Annotated in this window: 17 protein-coding genes; 9 read left to right on the top strand and 8 right to left on the bottom strand. The window is 65.2% G+C overall.

Annotated features, from left to right (window positions below; translation table 11 throughout):
- The 3 genes from Q4E95_RS06540 to mca form a co-directional block, all read right to left on the bottom strand.
- Window positions 1–1,876: thioredoxin domain-containing protein (locus Q4E95_RS06540; protein WP_303382551.1), on the bottom strand; the 1,876-nt coding region annotated here is incomplete at its 3' end.
- A gap of 123 nt (window positions 1,877–1,999) precedes the next feature.
- Window positions 2,000–2,359 carry a hypothetical protein gene (locus tag Q4E95_RS06545; RefSeq protein WP_303382566.1) on the bottom strand — a complete coding sequence of 120 codons (360 nt, stop codon included), beginning with the start codon at window positions 2,357–2,359 and terminating at the stop codon, window positions 2,000–2,002.
- Between the two features lie 12 nt (window positions 2,360–2,371).
- Window positions 2,372–3,298, bottom strand: coding sequence for a mycothiol conjugate amidase Mca (mca, locus tag Q4E95_RS06550; protein WP_303382552.1), 927 nt, complete (start codon window positions 3,296–3,298; stop codon window positions 2,372–2,374).
- Between the two features lie 141 nt (window positions 3,299–3,439).
- Here mca and Q4E95_RS06555 point away from each other — a divergent pair, with 141 nt between their 5' ends.
- The 3 genes from Q4E95_RS06555 to Q4E95_RS06565 all read left to right on the top strand — a co-directional run bounded on the left by Q4E95_RS06555 (window position 3,440) and on the right by Q4E95_RS06565 (window position 4,901).
- Window positions 3,440–3,901, top strand: coding sequence for a DUF4307 domain-containing protein (locus Q4E95_RS06555; protein ID WP_303382553.1), 462 nt, complete (start codon window positions 3,440–3,442; stop codon window positions 3,899–3,901).
- A 187-nt stretch (window positions 3,902–4,088) separates the two neighbouring features.
- Window positions 4,089–4,586 carry a transcription elongation factor GreA gene (gene greA / locus Q4E95_RS06560; RefSeq protein ID WP_303382554.1) on the top strand — a complete coding sequence of 166 codons (498 nt, stop codon included), beginning with the start codon at window positions 4,089–4,091 and terminating at the stop codon, window positions 4,584–4,586.
- A gap of 99 nt (window positions 4,587–4,685) precedes the next feature.
- On the top strand, window positions 4,686–4,901 hold the full coding sequence (locus Q4E95_RS06565) for a hypothetical protein (RefSeq protein ID WP_303382555.1): 216 nt from the start codon (window positions 4,686–4,688) through the stop codon (window positions 4,899–4,901).
- A 37-nt stretch (window positions 4,902–4,938) separates the two neighbouring features.
- On the opposite strand, the gene ilvA is transcribed toward Q4E95_RS06565, so the two are convergent.
- Together ilvA and Q4E95_RS06575 are read right to left on the bottom strand one after the other, a co-directional pair.
- Window positions 4,939–6,171, bottom strand: a complete 1,233-nt coding sequence (ilvA, locus tag Q4E95_RS06570; protein WP_303382567.1) for a threonine ammonia-lyase — start codon at window positions 6,169–6,171, stop codon at window positions 4,939–4,941.
- Between the two features lie 175 nt (window positions 6,172–6,346).
- The gene (locus tag Q4E95_RS06575) at window positions 6,347–7,705 is read right to left on the bottom strand and encodes an AI-2E family transporter (RefSeq protein WP_303382556.1); all 1,359 of its coding nucleotides are present in this window, start codon (window positions 7,703–7,705) and stop codon (window positions 6,347–6,349) included.
- Window positions 7,706–7,780: 75 nt separating this feature from the next.
- Here Q4E95_RS06575 and Q4E95_RS06580 point away from each other — a divergent pair, with 75 nt between their 5' ends.
- Window positions 7,781–8,383, top strand: a complete 603-nt coding sequence (locus tag Q4E95_RS06580; RefSeq protein ID WP_303382557.1) for a hypothetical protein — start codon at window positions 7,781–7,783, stop codon at window positions 8,381–8,383.
- Window positions 8,384–8,480: 97 nt separating this feature from the next.
- Here the strand turns inward: Q4E95_RS06580 and Q4E95_RS06585 are convergent, their stop codons facing one another.
- A complete protein-coding gene (locus Q4E95_RS06585) occupies window positions 8,481–9,284 on the bottom strand; it encodes a Bax inhibitor-1/YccA family protein (RefSeq protein WP_303382558.1) in 804 nt (267 codons plus the stop codon).
- A gap of 222 nt (window positions 9,285–9,506) precedes the next feature.
- Between Q4E95_RS06585 and Q4E95_RS06590 the strand changes: the two genes are divergently transcribed.
- From Q4E95_RS06590 to Q4E95_RS06610, 5 genes are read left to right on the top strand one after another with little or no spacing between them, the layout of a single operon-like run.
- Entirely contained in the window at window positions 9,507–10,265 is a 759-nt protein-coding gene (locus tag Q4E95_RS06590; RefSeq protein WP_303382559.1) for an SDR family NAD(P)-dependent oxidoreductase, read from the top strand.
- A gap of 53 nt (window positions 10,266–10,318) precedes the next feature.
- Complete coding sequence (locus Q4E95_RS06595) at window positions 10,319–11,467, top strand: acetyl-CoA C-acetyltransferase (RefSeq protein ID WP_303382560.1); 1,149 nt, start codon at window positions 10,319–10,321, stop codon at window positions 11,465–11,467.
- 34 nt (window positions 11,468–11,501) lie between these two features.
- Window positions 11,502–13,145, top strand: a complete 1,644-nt coding sequence (locus Q4E95_RS06600) for a fatty acyl-CoA synthetase (protein ID WP_303382561.1) — start codon at window positions 11,502–11,504, stop codon at window positions 13,143–13,145.
- Complete coding sequence (locus Q4E95_RS06605; protein ID WP_303382562.1) at window positions 13,142–14,341, top strand: acyl-CoA dehydrogenase family protein; 1,200 nt, start codon at window positions 13,142–13,144, stop codon at window positions 14,339–14,341. The genes Q4E95_RS06600 and Q4E95_RS06605 overlap by 4 nt, the downstream gene beginning before the upstream one ends.
- Before the next feature lie 19 nt (window positions 14,342–14,360).
- Window positions 14,361–15,149: an enoyl-CoA hydratase/isomerase family protein gene (locus Q4E95_RS06610; RefSeq protein ID WP_303382563.1), complete on the top strand. Its 789-nt coding sequence runs from the start codon at window positions 14,361–14,363 to the stop codon at window positions 15,147–15,149.
- A gap of 30 nt (window positions 15,150–15,179) precedes the next feature.
- On the opposite strand, the gene Q4E95_RS06615 is transcribed toward Q4E95_RS06610, so the two are convergent.
- Complete coding sequence (locus Q4E95_RS06615; protein WP_303382564.1) at window positions 15,180–15,371, bottom strand: hypothetical protein; 192 nt, start codon at window positions 15,369–15,371, stop codon at window positions 15,180–15,182.
- Window positions 15,372–15,412: 41 nt separating this feature from the next.
- Window positions 15,413–15,674, bottom strand: a 262-nt coding sequence (locus Q4E95_RS06620; RefSeq protein WP_303382565.1) for a hypothetical protein, incomplete at its 5' end; no start/stop codon positions are given.

Below are 15,674 nucleotides of genomic sequence, written 5' to 3' on the forward strand. Positions count from 1 at the left end.
GCACCCGATTCCATTCGTCCTCGCTCGCGTGCACCACTTCGAGCAGCGCCGGCGGTTGAAGGCGCAGCATCCACGCATGAAGAGCACCCCCGGCCGCCGTGGCAGCACGGGTGACCAACCCCTGGGCCGGCTTCACCAGCACGTCCACCACTTCGTCGCTTGAACGCCCGGCCACCTCCGGCTGCCCGAGGAGCACGAGCCACCGCGCCAGGCACGACTGGGCCGACGCCGCGACGCCGTCGAACGGGTCCGCCTGTCCCGTGGCACCCGCGGTGAGCAGAACCGCATCCGGCTCCGCCGAATCCAGGGGGGTGTCCCCGCGCATGAACTTCTCAACCGTTACCTCGGCCAGCTCCAGACTGCGGGCGTACCACTGCCCGAGCCCCGTGGCCCGGTACAGCGCGAGCAGGGCCAGGCCCGCGCGCGCATAATCCTCCAATTGCCCGTCATGCGGGTCAACGGTGCCCTGCCGCGACGTGCGCGCCAGCGTCTTGGTGTCCCGGTTCCAGTGGCGGGTCCACAAGAACTCCGCAGCCCATTCGGCGGTCTCCAACCATGCCGGTTGATCCAGCAGAACCGCGGCCTCCGCGAGAGCCTCGATGGCCATACCGTTCCACGCGGTCACGACCTTGTCATCGCGTTGCGGAGGCGTGCGCAGTTCCCGTTGCTCCCACAACCTCTCGCGCACGGTCCGGTCCAGGATCCCGCTCACGGCCCCGGACTCGCCCCAGCCGGCCACGGCGGGCTGCGGTTCGGTGACATCGTCGAAGGAGAACGTGTAATACGCACCTTCACGCTCAGCACCCGGTGTGGAAGGCTCACTGTCCGCATCGAGGGAGGCAGCAATCGCGCCTTGTTCGGTGATCATTTCGCGCACCAGCCAGGTCACGATGCCCTGAGCCGCGTTGCGGTAACGAGCGGCACGCACCGGATCGGTACCGCGTTTGCCCAGATGCCGGGCGGTGTGGGCCAGAACCCGCAGCAACTGGGCGTTGTCGTAAAGCATCTTCTCGTAATGCGGTAGGGACCAGTCAGCAGTCACCGAGTACCGGAAGAACCCGCCGCCCACATGATCGTGCAGGGCGCCAGTGACCATGGCGTCCAGCGTAGCGGTGAGAAGCTCAGCGGCCCGAGCTGAATCGCGACCGTCGCGCGAGGATATGAGAAGAGCGGCTTCGAGCATGGGCGAGGGCGGGAACTTGGGACCGTTGCCGAAGCCCTCGTGCGTGGAGTCCCGGGCTACTTCCAGGGCGTCCAGCCACGGCCCGATCAGCTGCGCTTCCTGCTCGTCGATGTCCCCCGCGGGGTCCGGAACTTCCACCTGCACCGGCTCGGCGGTGTGCCGGTCCGTTCCGAGCATGGACGCGACGGCTTCCGGGTGACGTTGCAGTGCGTCCGTGACCGATTGTGCGCCGTCCATCACCTGCTCACGGCGCTCGACCCACGCGTCGTTGACCGCGTGGAGCACCTGCATGAACGAGGGTCTGCCCTGCACGGGGCGCGGCGGGTAATAGGTGCCCGCATGGAACGCCTGGCCCTGCGGTGTGAGGAAAACCGTCATGGGCCAACCGCCCTGCTGGGTGAGCAGCTGGGTTGCGGACATGTACAGGGCATCAACGTCCGGGCGTTGTTCGCGGTCCACCTTGAGAGCCACGAAGTGCTCGTTGATGTACTCCCCCACCGCGGGGTCCTCGAATGACTCGTGGGCCATCACGTGGCACCAGTGGCACGCGGCGTAACCCACGGAAAGTAACACGGGCACATCCCGGGAGCGGGCCTGCGCAAAGGCCGCGGGCTCGAACTCCCACCAGTCCACGGGGTTCTGGGCGTGCTGCAGCAAATAGGGGCTGGTGGAATGCGCGAGCCGGTTGGTCATGGCTCCACGATGCCACGAGCCCCTCACACGCATAAGGGGGTGGACATGGAAATGGGTCCGCACCGGGTCCGAAAACCATGTTCTCAGAACCCGGACGGACCCGCTCCGCACCTACTTCAGCACTCAGTCTCGGGGGGCAGAACTTCCGCCGCGTGGGTCCCGGCCCGCATCGGGTGCGGTACGAGGTTCGGGTGAACGAGCGGCGTCGTCGGCGTTTGTGGTGACCGGAGACGTCGTGTCGGATGTGTGCGCGTAACCGCCCAGGCCGTCCTCCGCGGCGCGTTGCTCGGCGTACTGGGCCCGGTACCGCAGTCGACGATTGCGGCGGTTGAAGTCCAGGATCAGGAGGATCACGGCCGCCACCAGGAAGAACGTGGCCAGGAAACCCGCAAGTCCGGGTGACACCTGGCTGGGCTCCAGCCCGGGCTTGAGATCACCCGCGGGATTGTCCGTGGCGGCTCGGAGCAGCGCGGTGGTCAACATGTTCACGACTGGTTACGCCTTTCGAGGGGAAGTTGTCCGGGCGTCCGGGTCGATACCCGCGAACAAGTCGGTCTCGGGAACGGAGATCTCCACGCGCGCATCCGCCAGGGAGTAGTCCTCCCACGGCCAGACCTCGGCTTGCATGTCCGAGGACACGGCGAAGAACGGGCCGTCCGGGTCCACCTGGGTTCGGTGGCAGCGCAGGGCGTCGTCTCGAGCGGAGAAGGTTTCCGGGCACTCGATCTTGGTGGTGGTTTCATGACGGGGTACCGGCGGGCGGTGACCCTCGGGATCGGTCTCCTGTAGGGCGGCAATGCGCTCCGCGTACGGGGACTGGAAACCGCGTTCCTCCAAGGCCTCGTGCAGGGCGATGAACCGCTCCACGTTGAATGCGCGGTCGTAGTAGACCTTGAGCGGGGTCCAGGGCTCGCCCGTTCCCGGGTACGCATCCGGATCACCGGCCTTGCGGTAGGCCTCCATGGACACGTTGTGCGTCTGGATGTGATCCGGGTGCGGGTAGCCGCCGTTCTCGTCGTAGGTCAGAATCACGTGCGGGCGGAACTCGCGCACCAGCTGCACCAGTGGTGCGGCCGCACGCTCGAGCGGCTGCAACGCAAAGCATCCCTCGGGCAACGGGGGCAACGGGTCGCCCTCGGGCAAACCGGAATCCGCGAATCCGACCCAGCGGTGCTCGACGTTCAGGGCCTGGGCGGCCTGCGCCATTTCCTCACGGCGCAACCCCGGCAGGTCACGCTCGGCCCACGGCACACCCGCCATCTGGGCATTCAGGATGGAGCCCTGCTCGCCACCGGTGCACGTGGCCACCATGACGCGAGCGCCCAGGCCCACGTAGTGAGCCATGGTCGCCGCGCCCTTGCTGGACTCGTCATCCGGATGGGCGTGAATGGCCAAGAGCCGGAGTTTCGAATAATCCGTCACGGAACGGGAGCCTCCAGGGTGGGTTCGGACAAAACACAATCCCCGGTATCTTACGCCCGTACCTCGGTTAATGCTGTCGGGTCCGTCACCCGCACCACGCATTCTCAGGGGATCCCAACCCGCACTGGATACAGTGGTGCCATGAGTTCTTCCACCCCCGCATCAGGATCCGCCTCGGGCGATGTCCTGGCGCAACGCTATGGCACCGGGCGCGGCCCGGTGTCCGCACGCGGCCGGCGCGGACCTTCCTACCGGGGATGGGTGATCATTGCCGTGATCGCCACGGTGCTCTCGGCGCTGTTCGTCGTGTGGATCGTGCAGGGTCAGTCCAGCGCGCCGGCCGCCAAGGACGTCAGCTTCCGGGTGCAGGACGCCGGCCACACGTACGCGGACTTCGACCTCACCAAGGACCCGGACCAGACGGTCACGTGTGCGGTGCGCGCGCTCAACGAGCAGTACGCGATTGTCGGGTGGAATGAAGTGACCATCGGCGAGGTGGCCCCCGAGGAACTCAACGGCCGCACCAGCACGCACCGGGTGCCCGTGCGCACCACCAACGAGGCCAATTCCGTGGGCGTGGATTCCTGCTGGAGCGTGGACTGATCACGGTCCCGCGCCGTCGCGTGACGCGGCTGCTTTTGAGCCCGGACCGTGGCCTCACTTACACTGGGGTATAGAAAGTTTGTACGATCCCCGACCGGATGGGCAGCGAGCCGCTACGGCTCACCACCGGGGCGGGGTTTTTCACACGTGCTCACCACACCGGTGGGCACCCGAGAACGGAGATAGCGTGGCTACAAACGAGGGCGCCTGGCTGACCCAGGAAGCATACGATCGACTCAAGAAGGAGCTCGACCACCTTTCCGGGCCGTACCGTCAGGAAATCGTTGATCGTATCGAACAGGCCCGCTCCGAGGGAGACCTCAAGGAGAACGGCGGTTACCACGCTGCCCGCGAAGAGCAGGGCAAGAACGAGGGTCGCATCAACCAGCTGACCCAGTTGCTGGATAATGCTCAGGTGGGCGAGGCCCCCGCGGACGACGGCGTGATCGAGGCCGGCATGGTGGTCACCGCGGACATCGCCGGGGACGAGATGACCTTCCTGATCGGCTCCCGCGAGGTCGCCGAGGACCTGACTGGCGGTGAGGACATCGAGGTGTTCTCCGAACGCTCCCCCATGGGCGCGGCGATCAGCGGCCACAAGGTGGGCGACGAGCTGACGTACAAGGCTCCCAACGGCAAGGACATCAAGGTCAAGGTCCTGGACGCCAAGCCGTTCAACAACTGACCCACTCGCAGTCATGATCCGGGGCCGCTCTCACCATCCGAGGGCGGCCCTCGGTCATTGTCACGTCAATCCCCTGATTTCCCGAGCCCAGGAGCATTCGTGGTTACCCACTGGAACCGTCAACCCACCACATGGACCGTGCCGCTGATCGCCCTGACCGCGCTGCTGGCCGTCTCCGCAATCGTCGTGCACTTCTTAGGCCAGTCGAACCCGGAGCTCAACGCCACGGGCGGTCTGCGTAACATCCTGTGGTTCGCAACGTTCGTCGTTGCCTTCCTCACGTATTTCACCGCGCGGGGTGGACGACGCCGCTGACACCCGATGCGCGGCGCTGCTCGCCCATCCGTGTGGGTCAGTGCACCACCACGGGCCGGAAGCCCTGAGCCTCCAGCGCGTCGATGACCTTGTCGCAGTGGGCGTGGCCCTTGGTCTCCATGTCAATGGTGATGGAGACGTCCCCCATGGACAGCGAACCGCCGATGCGCGTGTGATCCACTCCGGTCACGTTGGCGTCCATGTCCGCGATGATCCGCGAGATCAGGGCCAGCTCACCGGGGCGGTCGGTGAGCATCATCTTGATGGTCATGTACCGGCCTGCCGCGGACAGACCGCGCTGGATCACCTTGAGCATGAGCATGGGGTCGATGTTGCCGCCGGACAGCAACACCACCGTGTTGCCCAGATCCCCGTAGGACTCCTTGAGCCGGCCTTCCAGAATGGCGGCCACACCCACGGCGCCGGCGGGTTCCACGACCATCTTGTTGCGTTCCAGCATGAAGATGAGCGCTTGAGCCAGTGAGTCCTCACTGACCGTGGTCACGTCGTCCGCGAGTTCCTTAATGATCTGGAACGGCAGCTGACCGGGGCGGCCCACCGCAATGCCATCGGCAATGGTGGACACCTTGCTGAGCGTCACGAGCGCGTCCCCGGCCAGTGACGGCGGGTAGGCGGCGGCGTTTTCCGCCTGCACACCAATCAGACGAATGTCCCGTCCCAGTTCCTTCGCCTTGGCTTTCACGGCCACGGACAGCCCGGCCAACAAACCTCCCCCGCCCACGCCGGCAATGATGGTGTCGACGTCCGGGACCTGATCCACGATCTCCAGCCCCAGGGTGCCCTGTCCGGCAATGATGGCCGGGTGATCGAAGGGGTGCACGAACACCGCACCCGTTTCTTCCGCGTACCGTTGAGCCTCGGTCAGGGCCTGGTCCACGGTACTGCCGAACAGCACGACCTCGGCTCCGTGGTCCTGGGTGGCCGCGACCTTGGGCAGCGCCGCGCCCAACGGCATGTAGATCCGCGCCTTGATACCCAGCTTGTTGGCGGCCAGCGCCACACCTTGCGCGTGGTTACCCGCCGACGCCGCCACCACGCCCCGCGCTTTGTCCTCCTCGGAGAGCCCGGCCATCCGGATGTACGCGCCGCGGATCTTGAAGGACCCGGCACGCTGCAGATTCTCGCACTTGATGTGGACTTCGGAGCCGAGCATGCGGGACAGCGCTCGTGAGTGCGCCACGGGCGTTCGCTCAATGACGTCTTCCAACATGTGCGAGGCACGTTCGACATCCGCCGCGGTCACCGGCATTTCGTTGAGGCCCACTTCACACTTCTTTCACTCTGCACTGCGCGCCGCACGCGGGCGGTCACCGTATCGGTTGGTCAGCCGCGGTCTATGCGCTGCCGTACCAAAACGCGGCGCCCTCGTTCAAGGGCGCCGCGTTCCATGCTATTACCCGTTCGGACGCTGTTTCGTCCCGCGACTATGCGCGATTCACGCTGTCCTGGTTAATGGTGGCGTCGTGCTCGGTGTCCTTCTTGTGTTTTTCCTCGCGCTTGAGCTCTTCCAATTCGCGGTCCTTATGGCGCTTGAGTCGGAATCGCTGGAGCTGCTCCATGACCTGCTCGCGCGTCAGGTCCTGCTTCTTGGCTTCCTTCTTGATCTCCCACGGATACATGAAGGGGGTCCACGCGATTTGGTCATCCTGTTCCCATGCACGGGAAGACAGGTATCGCACGATCGTGTTCAGGATCGCCAACAGGGGGACAGCGAACAGCGCGCCCACAATGCCGTACAGCACGGCACCTGAGGCCACGGCCAGGAAGACTGCCACGGGGTGCAGGGAAACAGCCTTGCCCATGACCAGCGGCTGCAGCACGTTCGACTCGATCTGCTGAACCAGCAGCACGACACCCAACATGGCCAGGGCAACACCCAGGCCATTGGCCACCAACGCGACCAGGACGGCAATGATGCCGGTGGCAACGGCACCGACGATGGGGATGAACGAGGCCAGGAAGACCAACACGCCAATGGGTAGCGCCAGCGGGACGCCCAGGAGGAAGGCACCCAAACCGATGCCGACGGCGTCGACGAACGCCACGAACACCTGGATGCGTACGTACTGGGCGAGGGATACCCAACCCTTACGACCGGCACCGTTGACGGCAGCGCGGGCGCGGTGCGGGAACAGTTTGACCATGAACAGCCAAATCGACTCGCCCTGCATGAGGAAGAACAGCAGCACGAACAACATGATGACGATGCCGGTCAGAATGTTGCCCGCGGTGGAGCCGAAGGTCATGGCCCCGGACAGAATAGCCTGCGAGTTCTCCTGCAGGGCGCTGCCGATCTCACCGAACCACTGATTAACGGTGTCGGTGGAGACGTTGAGGCGGCTGTCCTCGAGCATGCCGATGAGCTTCTGGAAGCCACCCACCGCGCTGTCCGAAAGCTGGGCGAAACCGGCAATCATTTGCTGGCCGGCCAGGGTCAGCAGGCCGAGCACCAGAGCGATGAGACCGACCTCGACAATGGCTGCTGCCAGCCCGCTGGGCACATGCTTGGAACGCAGCCACTTGACGGCGGGACTCAGCAGACCCGCCAACAGCGCCGCAATGGCCACCGGGATGAGGACGGTGGAAATCTTGGACACGAGCCAGCCCGCCAGTCCGATGGCCGCGACCACCAGAATGACACGCCATGACCACGCGGCGGCAATGCGCACCGGAGCGGAGACCATGTCACGACCGTGACGGTCGGGGTTCGAAACCGGCACGGAATCATGCTCGGAGCGGTCCTGTTGAGAATGCTCCTGTGACATAGGCACGGTTGAAGACATGGTTACATCATGGCACGCCCGCCCGAGAATTCTTTATTTCACAGGTCACTGTCAAGTGGTGCAAAAATGGTGGGTATGTCCGCCACCTTGCTCCGTGTCCTGGCCCAGCGCCGCCCCGCAAGTGCCCTCACGCAGGAAGCGCCCAGACGCCCAGAATTGGAGTCCGTGCTCCGCGCGGTGGCGGGCGCCCGGTTCGACGATTCACTCACCCCGTGGCGGGTGGCCGTGACCAATCGTCAGTCGGCATCGGACCTAGCCGCGGCCATGGCCGGGTTGACGTCGGTTCCCACCATGGATGGCCCCATTCCGCGGCTCAAGGGAAAGAAAATCCGTCGGTTGGCGGCCTACCGCGGCAGTCTGCAGTGGGCGTCCACGGGCGGGGCCGGGCTGGCCATCATCTTCCGGTTCGATCCCGAATCCGAGACCTCCAAGAAAGCCCAACGCTTTGACGCATACTCGATTCGGGGTCTGTTGGAAGCCGCCTTCTACGCGCAAGGCTGGGCCACCGTGTGGTCTCGGCGCACTCCCAGCGACGACCAGATGCTGCGTGATTTCTATCGCTTGGCTGAGAACGAGGAGATCCTCGGCTGGCTGTTCGTGGGCCGCCCGGCACACGACTCGGCACCCGATCGAGCCATTAACCTACCGCCCCGGGATCTCGAGATCACCTATATCTAGGGCCCAGGGCACCGAGGCTACGACGACGCCGCGGGCCTTGCGTTGATAACGCGAGGCCCGCGGCGCGGTCAGTTGCTCCGGTCGAGCGCGAAGCGGATTACTCGGACATGCTCCGGATGATGGCGATCACGCGCAGGATCTCCACGTAGGCCCAAATCAGGGTCACGGTCAAACCGAATGCGGCCGACCATGCGGCCTTCTCCGGGATGCCGCGGCGCACGCCGTCGGTGATGTTCTCGAAGTCCAGCACAAAGCTGTAGGCGGCCAACAGAATGGCCAATGCGCCCACGATAAGCCCCAGGGGGATGCCGAACAGGGTGACGTCGTAGCGCATGTTGAAGCCGCCGAGGAGCGAGGTGCCCAGGTTGATGAGCGCGAACAACGCGTACGCCATGATGGCGACCATGAAGATCTTGGTCACGCGCGGCGAGGAACGCAGCACACCCACCTTGTAGAGCACCAGCACGGACACGAATACCGCGACGGTACCCATGACGGCCTGGATCACGATGCCCGGGTAGGTGGCCTCGAACATGCCGGAAATGCCACCCAGGAACAGGCCTTCGGCCAGGGCGTACGCAATGATCAGCACCGGGCTGGGCTCGCGCTTGAACGCGTTGACCAAACCGAGGACCAGACCGATCAGGGCGCCGGGCAGCGCGAGGATGGGCATCATCCAACCGAGAACACCGGTCACGACAATGCAGACCAGCAGCACGCCGGTGCGCATCACGACGTCGTCGTAGCTCATCCGTCCGGTCTGGGCGGGGCCAGCCGCCGGGGCGTTGTACATCTGCTCGAGGTGTTCGGGCGAGTAACGCGGATCCTGGTAGGAACCGGGCGCGCCTTGTCGCGCGCTTTTCTTGTTGAAGTCGCGCAGGAGCGGGTTTCCACCGGCCATGGGTGCGTCCTTTCATGACGTATACGGGCTGTGCAACAAGGGTAGCAGTGACGCGTCACCCGGAGCTGGGAGTTTGTGCACAGCGAACACTGAATCCGGCCGTCCATGACCTGTGAGCACGAGGCCCGTCCAGCATGTTCCCACGGGCGCATCACGTGTGACCTGGACAACACTTGAATAGTTGGGCATCCTACTAAAGCACCTCACCGAAAGGAACGTTTCATGGATGTCTCCAACACTTCTGCCCTGGTGACCGGCGCGGCCTCGGGCCTGGGCGCCGCGACCGCCGCGGCGCTGGCCACCCGTGGCGTGCGCGTGGTGGGTCTGGACCTGCCCGCGGGCGTGGAGAAGGCTCCCGAGGTCGCGGGCGTGACCTATCACGCCACGGACGTCACCGAACCCGATCAAGTGCGCGCCGCCGTGAGTGCCGCGGTCGCGAACGGCCCCTTGCGAACGGTGGTCAATTGCGCTGGCATCGGGCCCTCCGCCCGCATCCTGGGCAAGAAGGGCCCGCATGATCTGGGACTGTTCGAGACCGTGATCCGGGTGAATCTGATCGGCACCTTCAACGTCCTGACCTTGGCCGCGGAAGCCATGGCGGCCAACGATCCCGTGGACGAGGACGGCCAACGCGGGGTGATCGTGAACACCGCCTCCGTGGCGGCCTTCGAGGGCCAGGTGGGTCAGGCGGCCTACGCGGCGTCCAAAGGCGGTGTGCACAGTTTGACGATCGCCGCCGCGCGTGACCTGGCAAGCCTGGGTATCCGCGTGAACACCGTGGCACCGGGCATCGTGGAAACCCCCATGCTGGCCACGGTCAGCGAGGAGTACCGCGCGGGTCTGGCCGCCGGTGTTCCGTTCCCCCACAGGCTGGGCCGCCCCTCCGAATTCGCGCAGATCGTGACCACGTTCGTGGACAACGACTACCTCAACGGCACCACGCTGCGCATGGACGGCGCCCTGCGCATGGCCCCGCGCTGACGTCGTCCTGATGACATCCGCCCCTGCTCGATCGACCGTTCGGAGAATTTTTCATGGCTGAGGCCTACATCGTTGATGCCGTCCGCACCCCCGTGGGGCGCCGGGGCAAGGGACTCGCGGAAGTTCATCCGCTCGATCTGGCCGCCGCGCCACTGAAGGAGCTGGTCACCCGGCAGGGCATTGATTCCCAGGAGTACGACGAGGTGATCCTGGGGTGCATCGACCAGCTGGGCCCACAGTCCATGGACATTGCCCGCAACGCGTGGCTCGCGGCGGGGCTGTCCCAGGCGGTTCCCGGCAGCACCATTGAAAGGCAGTGTGGCTCGGGGCAACAGGCCATCAGCTACGCGGCGCAGGCGGTGATGAGCGGCACGAGCGAGCTGGTGGTGGCCGGTGGCGTGCAGTCGATGTCCAGCATTCCGCTTTCCTACTCCAACGCGGCCGCCCAGAAATTCGGGTTTCCGGACCCCTTCACCGGTTCCAACGGCTGGGCCGAACGGTACGGGGATCAAGAGGTCTCCCAGTTCCGGGGCGCGGAAATGATGGCCCATCGCTGGGGTCTCACGCGTGAGGAGCTCGAGGCCTTTGCCGTGCAATCCCACGAGCGCGCACTGGCCGCCCAGCGAGAGGGGTATTTCGATCGGGAGATCCTGCCGCTGGCCGGGTTGTCCGAGGATCAGGGTCCGCGCGAACCCGACCTCGAGAAACTCCGATCCCTGCAACCGATCGTGGATGGTGGTCTGCACACGGCGGGTACCGCGTCTCAGATGTCCGACGGCGCTGCGGTTTTGTTGATTGCCTCCGAACGCGCCGTGGCGAAGTACGGACTCAGCCCGCGAGCCCGCATCCACCATGTGTCGGCCCGCGGTGCTGATCCGATCATGATGCTGTCCGCACCCATTGCCGCGACCCGGTACGCCCTGGAGCGCACGGGCATGCGCTTGGCCGACATGGACCTGATCGAGATCAACGAGGCCTTTGCCGCGGTGGTGCTCGCGTGGCAACGCGAAACCGGTGCGGACATGTCCACGGTCAATGTGAACGGCGGGGCGATTGCCCTGGGCCACCCCATCGGCGCCACCGGTGCGCGGCTCATGACGTCACTGCTGCACGAACTCGAGCGCCGGGACGCCCAATGGGGGCTGCAGACCATGTGCGAAGGCGGCGGTCAGGCCAACGTCACCATCATCGAACGTCTCTGAGCCACCCGATTTCCTCCGAAAGGACCCGTCCGTCATGAATGCATCAGCTCGGGAGCACGAGACCGATTCGGCGGTGGCCACGGCCACGTCCAACACGATGGGCGCACTCCTGCGCCGCACGGTCACCCGCAACGGCCCGGCTACCGCGGTCCTGTTCGAGGATCGGCGCTGGACATATTCCGAACTGGGCGACGCGGTCCACCGCGTCACCCGCCGCCTGGTCGATGCCGGGTTGCCGCGGGGGTCCCGGGTTGCCGCCTACGGCGCCAATTCTGATGTTTACCTGCTGCTGTACCTTGCCTGTGCCCAGGCCGGTCTGGTGCATGTACCGGTGAACTTCGCACTCAAAGGTGACGAGTTGGCCTACATCCTGGAGGATTCCGGGGCGAGCCTGCTCGTGGTCGATAACGCGTTGTTGCCGCTGGTCGATGACGTCCGCGGCTCCGGGCGGGCACCGGAGGTCGAACATGTGTGGTCCATGTTCCCGGATCCGCAGCCGTCCGCAGGCACCCGATCCGAGGGTGTCTCGCTGCTGGAGACGGCGCTGGACCGGGCGGCGTCGTCGGAGCCGGTCAACGTGCCAGTGGACGAAAGTGACCTGCTGCAACTGCTGTACACCTCCGGCACCACATCCGCGCCCAAGGGTGCCATGATGACGCACGCCGCGCTGATCGCCGAGTACGTTTCCTCGATCATTGCCCTGGATTTCACGGCCGAGGACCGGCCCCTGATTGCCATGCCGCTTTACCACTCGGCCGCAATGCACGTGTTCCTGTTGCCCTACCTCACATTGGGCGCCACCGTGCGCGTGATCGCCAGGCCCGACGTCGCGCGGATCCTTGAGCTCGTGGAGAAAGAACACATCGGTTCGCTGTTCCTGGCCCCCACCGTGTGGGTTCCCCTGGCCAATTCCCCCGAGCTGGACACCCGCGACCTCTCGTCGCTGACCAAGGCCCAGTACGGCGCGTCCATCATGCCGGTGACCGTGCTGCAGCGGTTGCGCTCGCGGTATCCGAAGATCGGCTTCTACAACTGCTTCGGCCAGTCCGAGCTGGGTCCCCTGTGCACCGTGCTGCGCCCGGAGGAGCATGACGCGCGGCCGGCATCGTGCGGGCGCCCCGTGTTCTATGTGGAGGCCCGGGTGGTGACCTCCGAAGGTGCGTTGGGCGCGCCCGGTGAACCCGGTGAGATCCAGTACCGCTCCCCCCAACTGCTGACCGGGTACTGGAACAAACCGGAGGCCACCGAGCAGGCATTCGTGGACGGCTGGTTCCGCTCCGGTGACCAGGTCACCCGGGATGCGCAGGGGTTCATCCAGGTGGTCGATCGGATCAAGGACGTGATCAACACCGGTGGCGTGCTCGTGGCCCCGCGCGAGGTCGAGGACTGTATTTACGAGTTGGCCGAGGTGGCCGAGGTCGCCGTGGTGGGGCTGCCGGACGAGCGATGGATCGAGGCCGTGACGGCGGTGATCGTACTCAAGGAGGGGACCACGCTGACCCCCGAAACGGTGCGGTCACACGTGAAATCTCGGATCGCCGACTACAAGGTGCCCAAGCGGGTGGACTTCGTCGCGGAACTGCCCCGCAACCAGTCCGGCAAGCTGCTCAAGCGCCAGCTGCGCGCGGAACGTTCCCAGGACGGCACCGGGACCGCGAGCACGGAAGATCGCGCGTGAGCGCCGGGCCGTCGCGGCGGTATGACCTGACCGAGGCACTGGGTACCGATTACCTGTCGGTGCTCGAAGGCATCAGTGACGACGACCGAGCCCATTGGGACCGGGCTCGCGAGTACGGCGCGCAGATCCTGCCCCTGGTCAACGAGTATTGGGACCGCGGTGAGTACCCCACGGACCTGGTCCGGCGGGCGGGCGAACTGAACCTGCTGACCGACGGACTGGATATACCCGGGCATCAGAGAATGTCCCCGCTCGCGGCGGGGCTGGTCACCATGGAGATGTCCCGCGCGGACGGTTCGCTGGCGGCAGCCGCGGCGGTGCAGGGTGGGTTGGTGCTGCGCAGCCTGGTGTTGTTCGGCAGTGCTGCACAGAAGGCCAACTATCTGGAACCGGTGGCCCGGGGCGATCTGCTGGGTGGGTTCGCGTTGACGGAACCGCACCACGGGTCCGATTCCGTGTCGCTGGAAACCACCGCCCGGCGCGAAGGATCCGAGTGGGTGGTGAACGGACACAAGAAGTGGATCGGCAACGGCGCGGCCGGCGGAATCACCATCGTGTGGGCGCGCGATGAGGCGGACGGCCAGGTCAAGGGCTTCATTCTGGAACAGTCCACGCCCGGATACTCGGCAGAGGTGATCCGGGGAAAGGGCGCGTTGCGGGCCATTCACCAGGCGGAAATCACCCTGAGCAACGTGCGCGTACCCACCGATGCGCAGCTACCCGACGTGCACTCGTTCAAGGACGTCTCCCGCGCTCTGGTGGAAACCCGTGTGAACGTGGGGTGGTCCGCGCTGGGCCACGCAACATCAATGTTCGAGGCGGCGCTGTCCTACTCAACGCAACGCACCCAGTTCGGTAAGCCGCTGGCCGGTCATCAAATGGTGCAGGAGCGTTTGGCCCAGATGCTCGCGGAACTGACCAACATGCAGTTGCAGTGCGTGGCCGTGACACGCCTACAGGCGGGGGGCACCATGCGGTCCGCCCAAGCCTCGATGCTCAAGTATCACAACACCCGTGCGGCCCGCCGGATCGCCGCTGTCGCGCGGGACATGCTGGGAGGCAATGGGATCCTGCTCGAGAATCACGTGATCCGGCACATGAGCGATGTGGAAGCGTTGCACACCTACGAAGGCACCGAGTCCGTCCAGGCCTTGATTCTGGGCCGTGATCTCACCGGCATCAGCGCCTTCGCGTGACCACTACCTACGGAGCACCATGACCCTTACGAACACACCCTCAGCCGTCCGGGTCGAACGTCGCCCCGGCGTGGTTCGGCTCATCTTGAACCGGCCCGCGGACGGCAATGCCCTCACTCTCGACATGGCACGAGGGGTGCTGGCCGCCCTGCGCGACGCCGAGTCCGACCCGGACGTTCACGTGCTCACCCTGACGGGCGAGGGCCGGTTCTTCTGCGCCGGCGGGGACGTGACGAGCATGGCGTCCTACGAGGCCGTCGACCGCCCCGCGTTCCTGCGTTCCCTCGCCGACGCCGCCCACGACGTCGCGTTGGCCATGATGCGTTCGCGCCTTCTCATCCTTGCGGGCGTCAACGGTACGGCGGCCGGGGCGGGGCTCGGGCTGGTGTTGAACTCCGACTGGGTGCTGGCGTCCGATCGGTCGAGCATGCTGGCGGCGTATTCCTCGATGGGGCTCTCACCGGACACCGGCGTGGCATATCTGCTGCCCCGCGCGGTGGGTCATCAACGTGCTATCGATCTGGCGCTCAATGGCCGAATACTGAGCGGTGCCGACGCCGTGAACTGGGCGATCGCTAACGAGGTGACCGAGGCGGCGTCGTTCGGGCAACGCCTTACCGAAGTCGAGGACCGGTTCCTGGGCGGGGCGGTGCAGACCTACGGGCCCACTAAGAGGTTGCTGCGGGCTGCCGCGCTGAACGGGTACGAGGAGCACTTGCGTCACGAATCCGCGAGCATCACGGAACTGTCCGGGCACCCGGACACGGTGCAGCGCGTGGATCGGTTCGTGGGGAAGAAGAGTGGATGAGGGTAGCGGGGTTTTATCGAGTAGTTCGACTCAGGCCACGCCGAGTTCTTTTTTTCGCTCATCAAGCACTTTTTGCAGCTTCTTCGATTGCCTCAGGAGCTGTTGCTGCTGCTTGGCGCTGTACGTAATGACCTTGCCCGTACGAGCGGCGTTGTCGGTTCTTACCGTTGTTCGTGGGCGCGCGTTACGACCAGAAGCGGAAAATTTTCTTGTCGTCGCCATGGGATACACCGTCCTCCTGTGCACATCCACTCTACACATGGTCATTGCTGCCTTGGAGTAGCTTCTGGGTCAGTTGACTCTTCATCCTCCTCCGGAGGAATGCCCGAGAATCGGTCTACCACAATGTCGTTGACTTGCTCGATCATTTCGATGTCTTCGGCCGTCATCAAGGAATCCTTGGCTAAAGATGTCAACACCACCATGCCCATGTTCACGGAGTAGATATCTGCATCCTGGTCCGAACACTGATCCAGCGCCCACACGAGCCTGTCCCAAAACACGTTCCTTTGGTCCGTGCGCTTC

It is taken from the genome of Kocuria sp. (assembly GCF_030536815.1).
Taxonomy (GTDB): Bacteria; Actinomycetota; Actinomycetes; order Actinomycetales; family Micrococcaceae; genus Kocuria; species Kocuria gwangalliensis.

Bases quoted from the DNA above. Each gene is read 5' to 3' on its own strand.
- Q4E95_RS06590 (WP_303382559.1), top strand. From the start codon at position 9,507: ATGGATGTCTCCAACACTTCTGCCCTGGTGACCGGCGCGGCCTCGGGC.
- Q4E95_RS06575 (WP_303382556.1), bottom strand. From the start codon at position 7,705: ATGTCTTCAACCGTGCCTATGTCACAGGAGCATTCTCAACAGGACCGC.
- Q4E95_RS06585 (WP_303382558.1), bottom strand. From the start codon at position 9,284: ATGGCCGGTGGAAACCCGCTCCTGCGCGACTTCAACAAGAAAAGCGCG.
- ilvA (WP_303382567.1), bottom strand. From the start codon at position 6,171: ATGCCGGTGACCGCGGCGGATGTCGAACGTGCCTCGCACATGTTGGAA.
- Q4E95_RS06545 (WP_303382566.1), bottom strand. From the start codon at position 2,359: ATGTTGACCACCGCGCTGCTCCGAGCCGCCACGGACAATCCCGCGGGT.
- Q4E95_RS06615 (WP_303382564.1), bottom strand. From the start codon at position 15,371: ATGGCGACGACAAGAAAATTTTCCGCTTCTGGTCGTAACGCGCGCCCA.
- Q4E95_RS06600 (WP_303382561.1), top strand. From the start codon at position 11,502: ATGAATGCATCAGCTCGGGAGCACGAGACCGATTCGGCGGTGGCCACG.
- Q4E95_RS06595 (WP_303382560.1), top strand. From the start codon at position 10,319: ATGGCTGAGGCCTACATCGTTGATGCCGTCCGCACCCCCGTGGGGCGC.
- Q4E95_RS06610 (WP_303382563.1), top strand. From the start codon at position 14,361: ATGACCCTTACGAACACACCCTCAGCCGTCCGGGTCGAACGTCGCCCC.
- Q4E95_RS06580 (WP_303382557.1), top strand. From the start codon at position 7,781: ATGTCCGCCACCTTGCTCCGTGTCCTGGCCCAGCGCCGCCCCGCAAGT.
- Q4E95_RS06555 (WP_303382553.1), top strand. From the start codon at position 3,440: ATGAGTTCTTCCACCCCCGCATCAGGATCCGCCTCGGGCGATGTCCTG.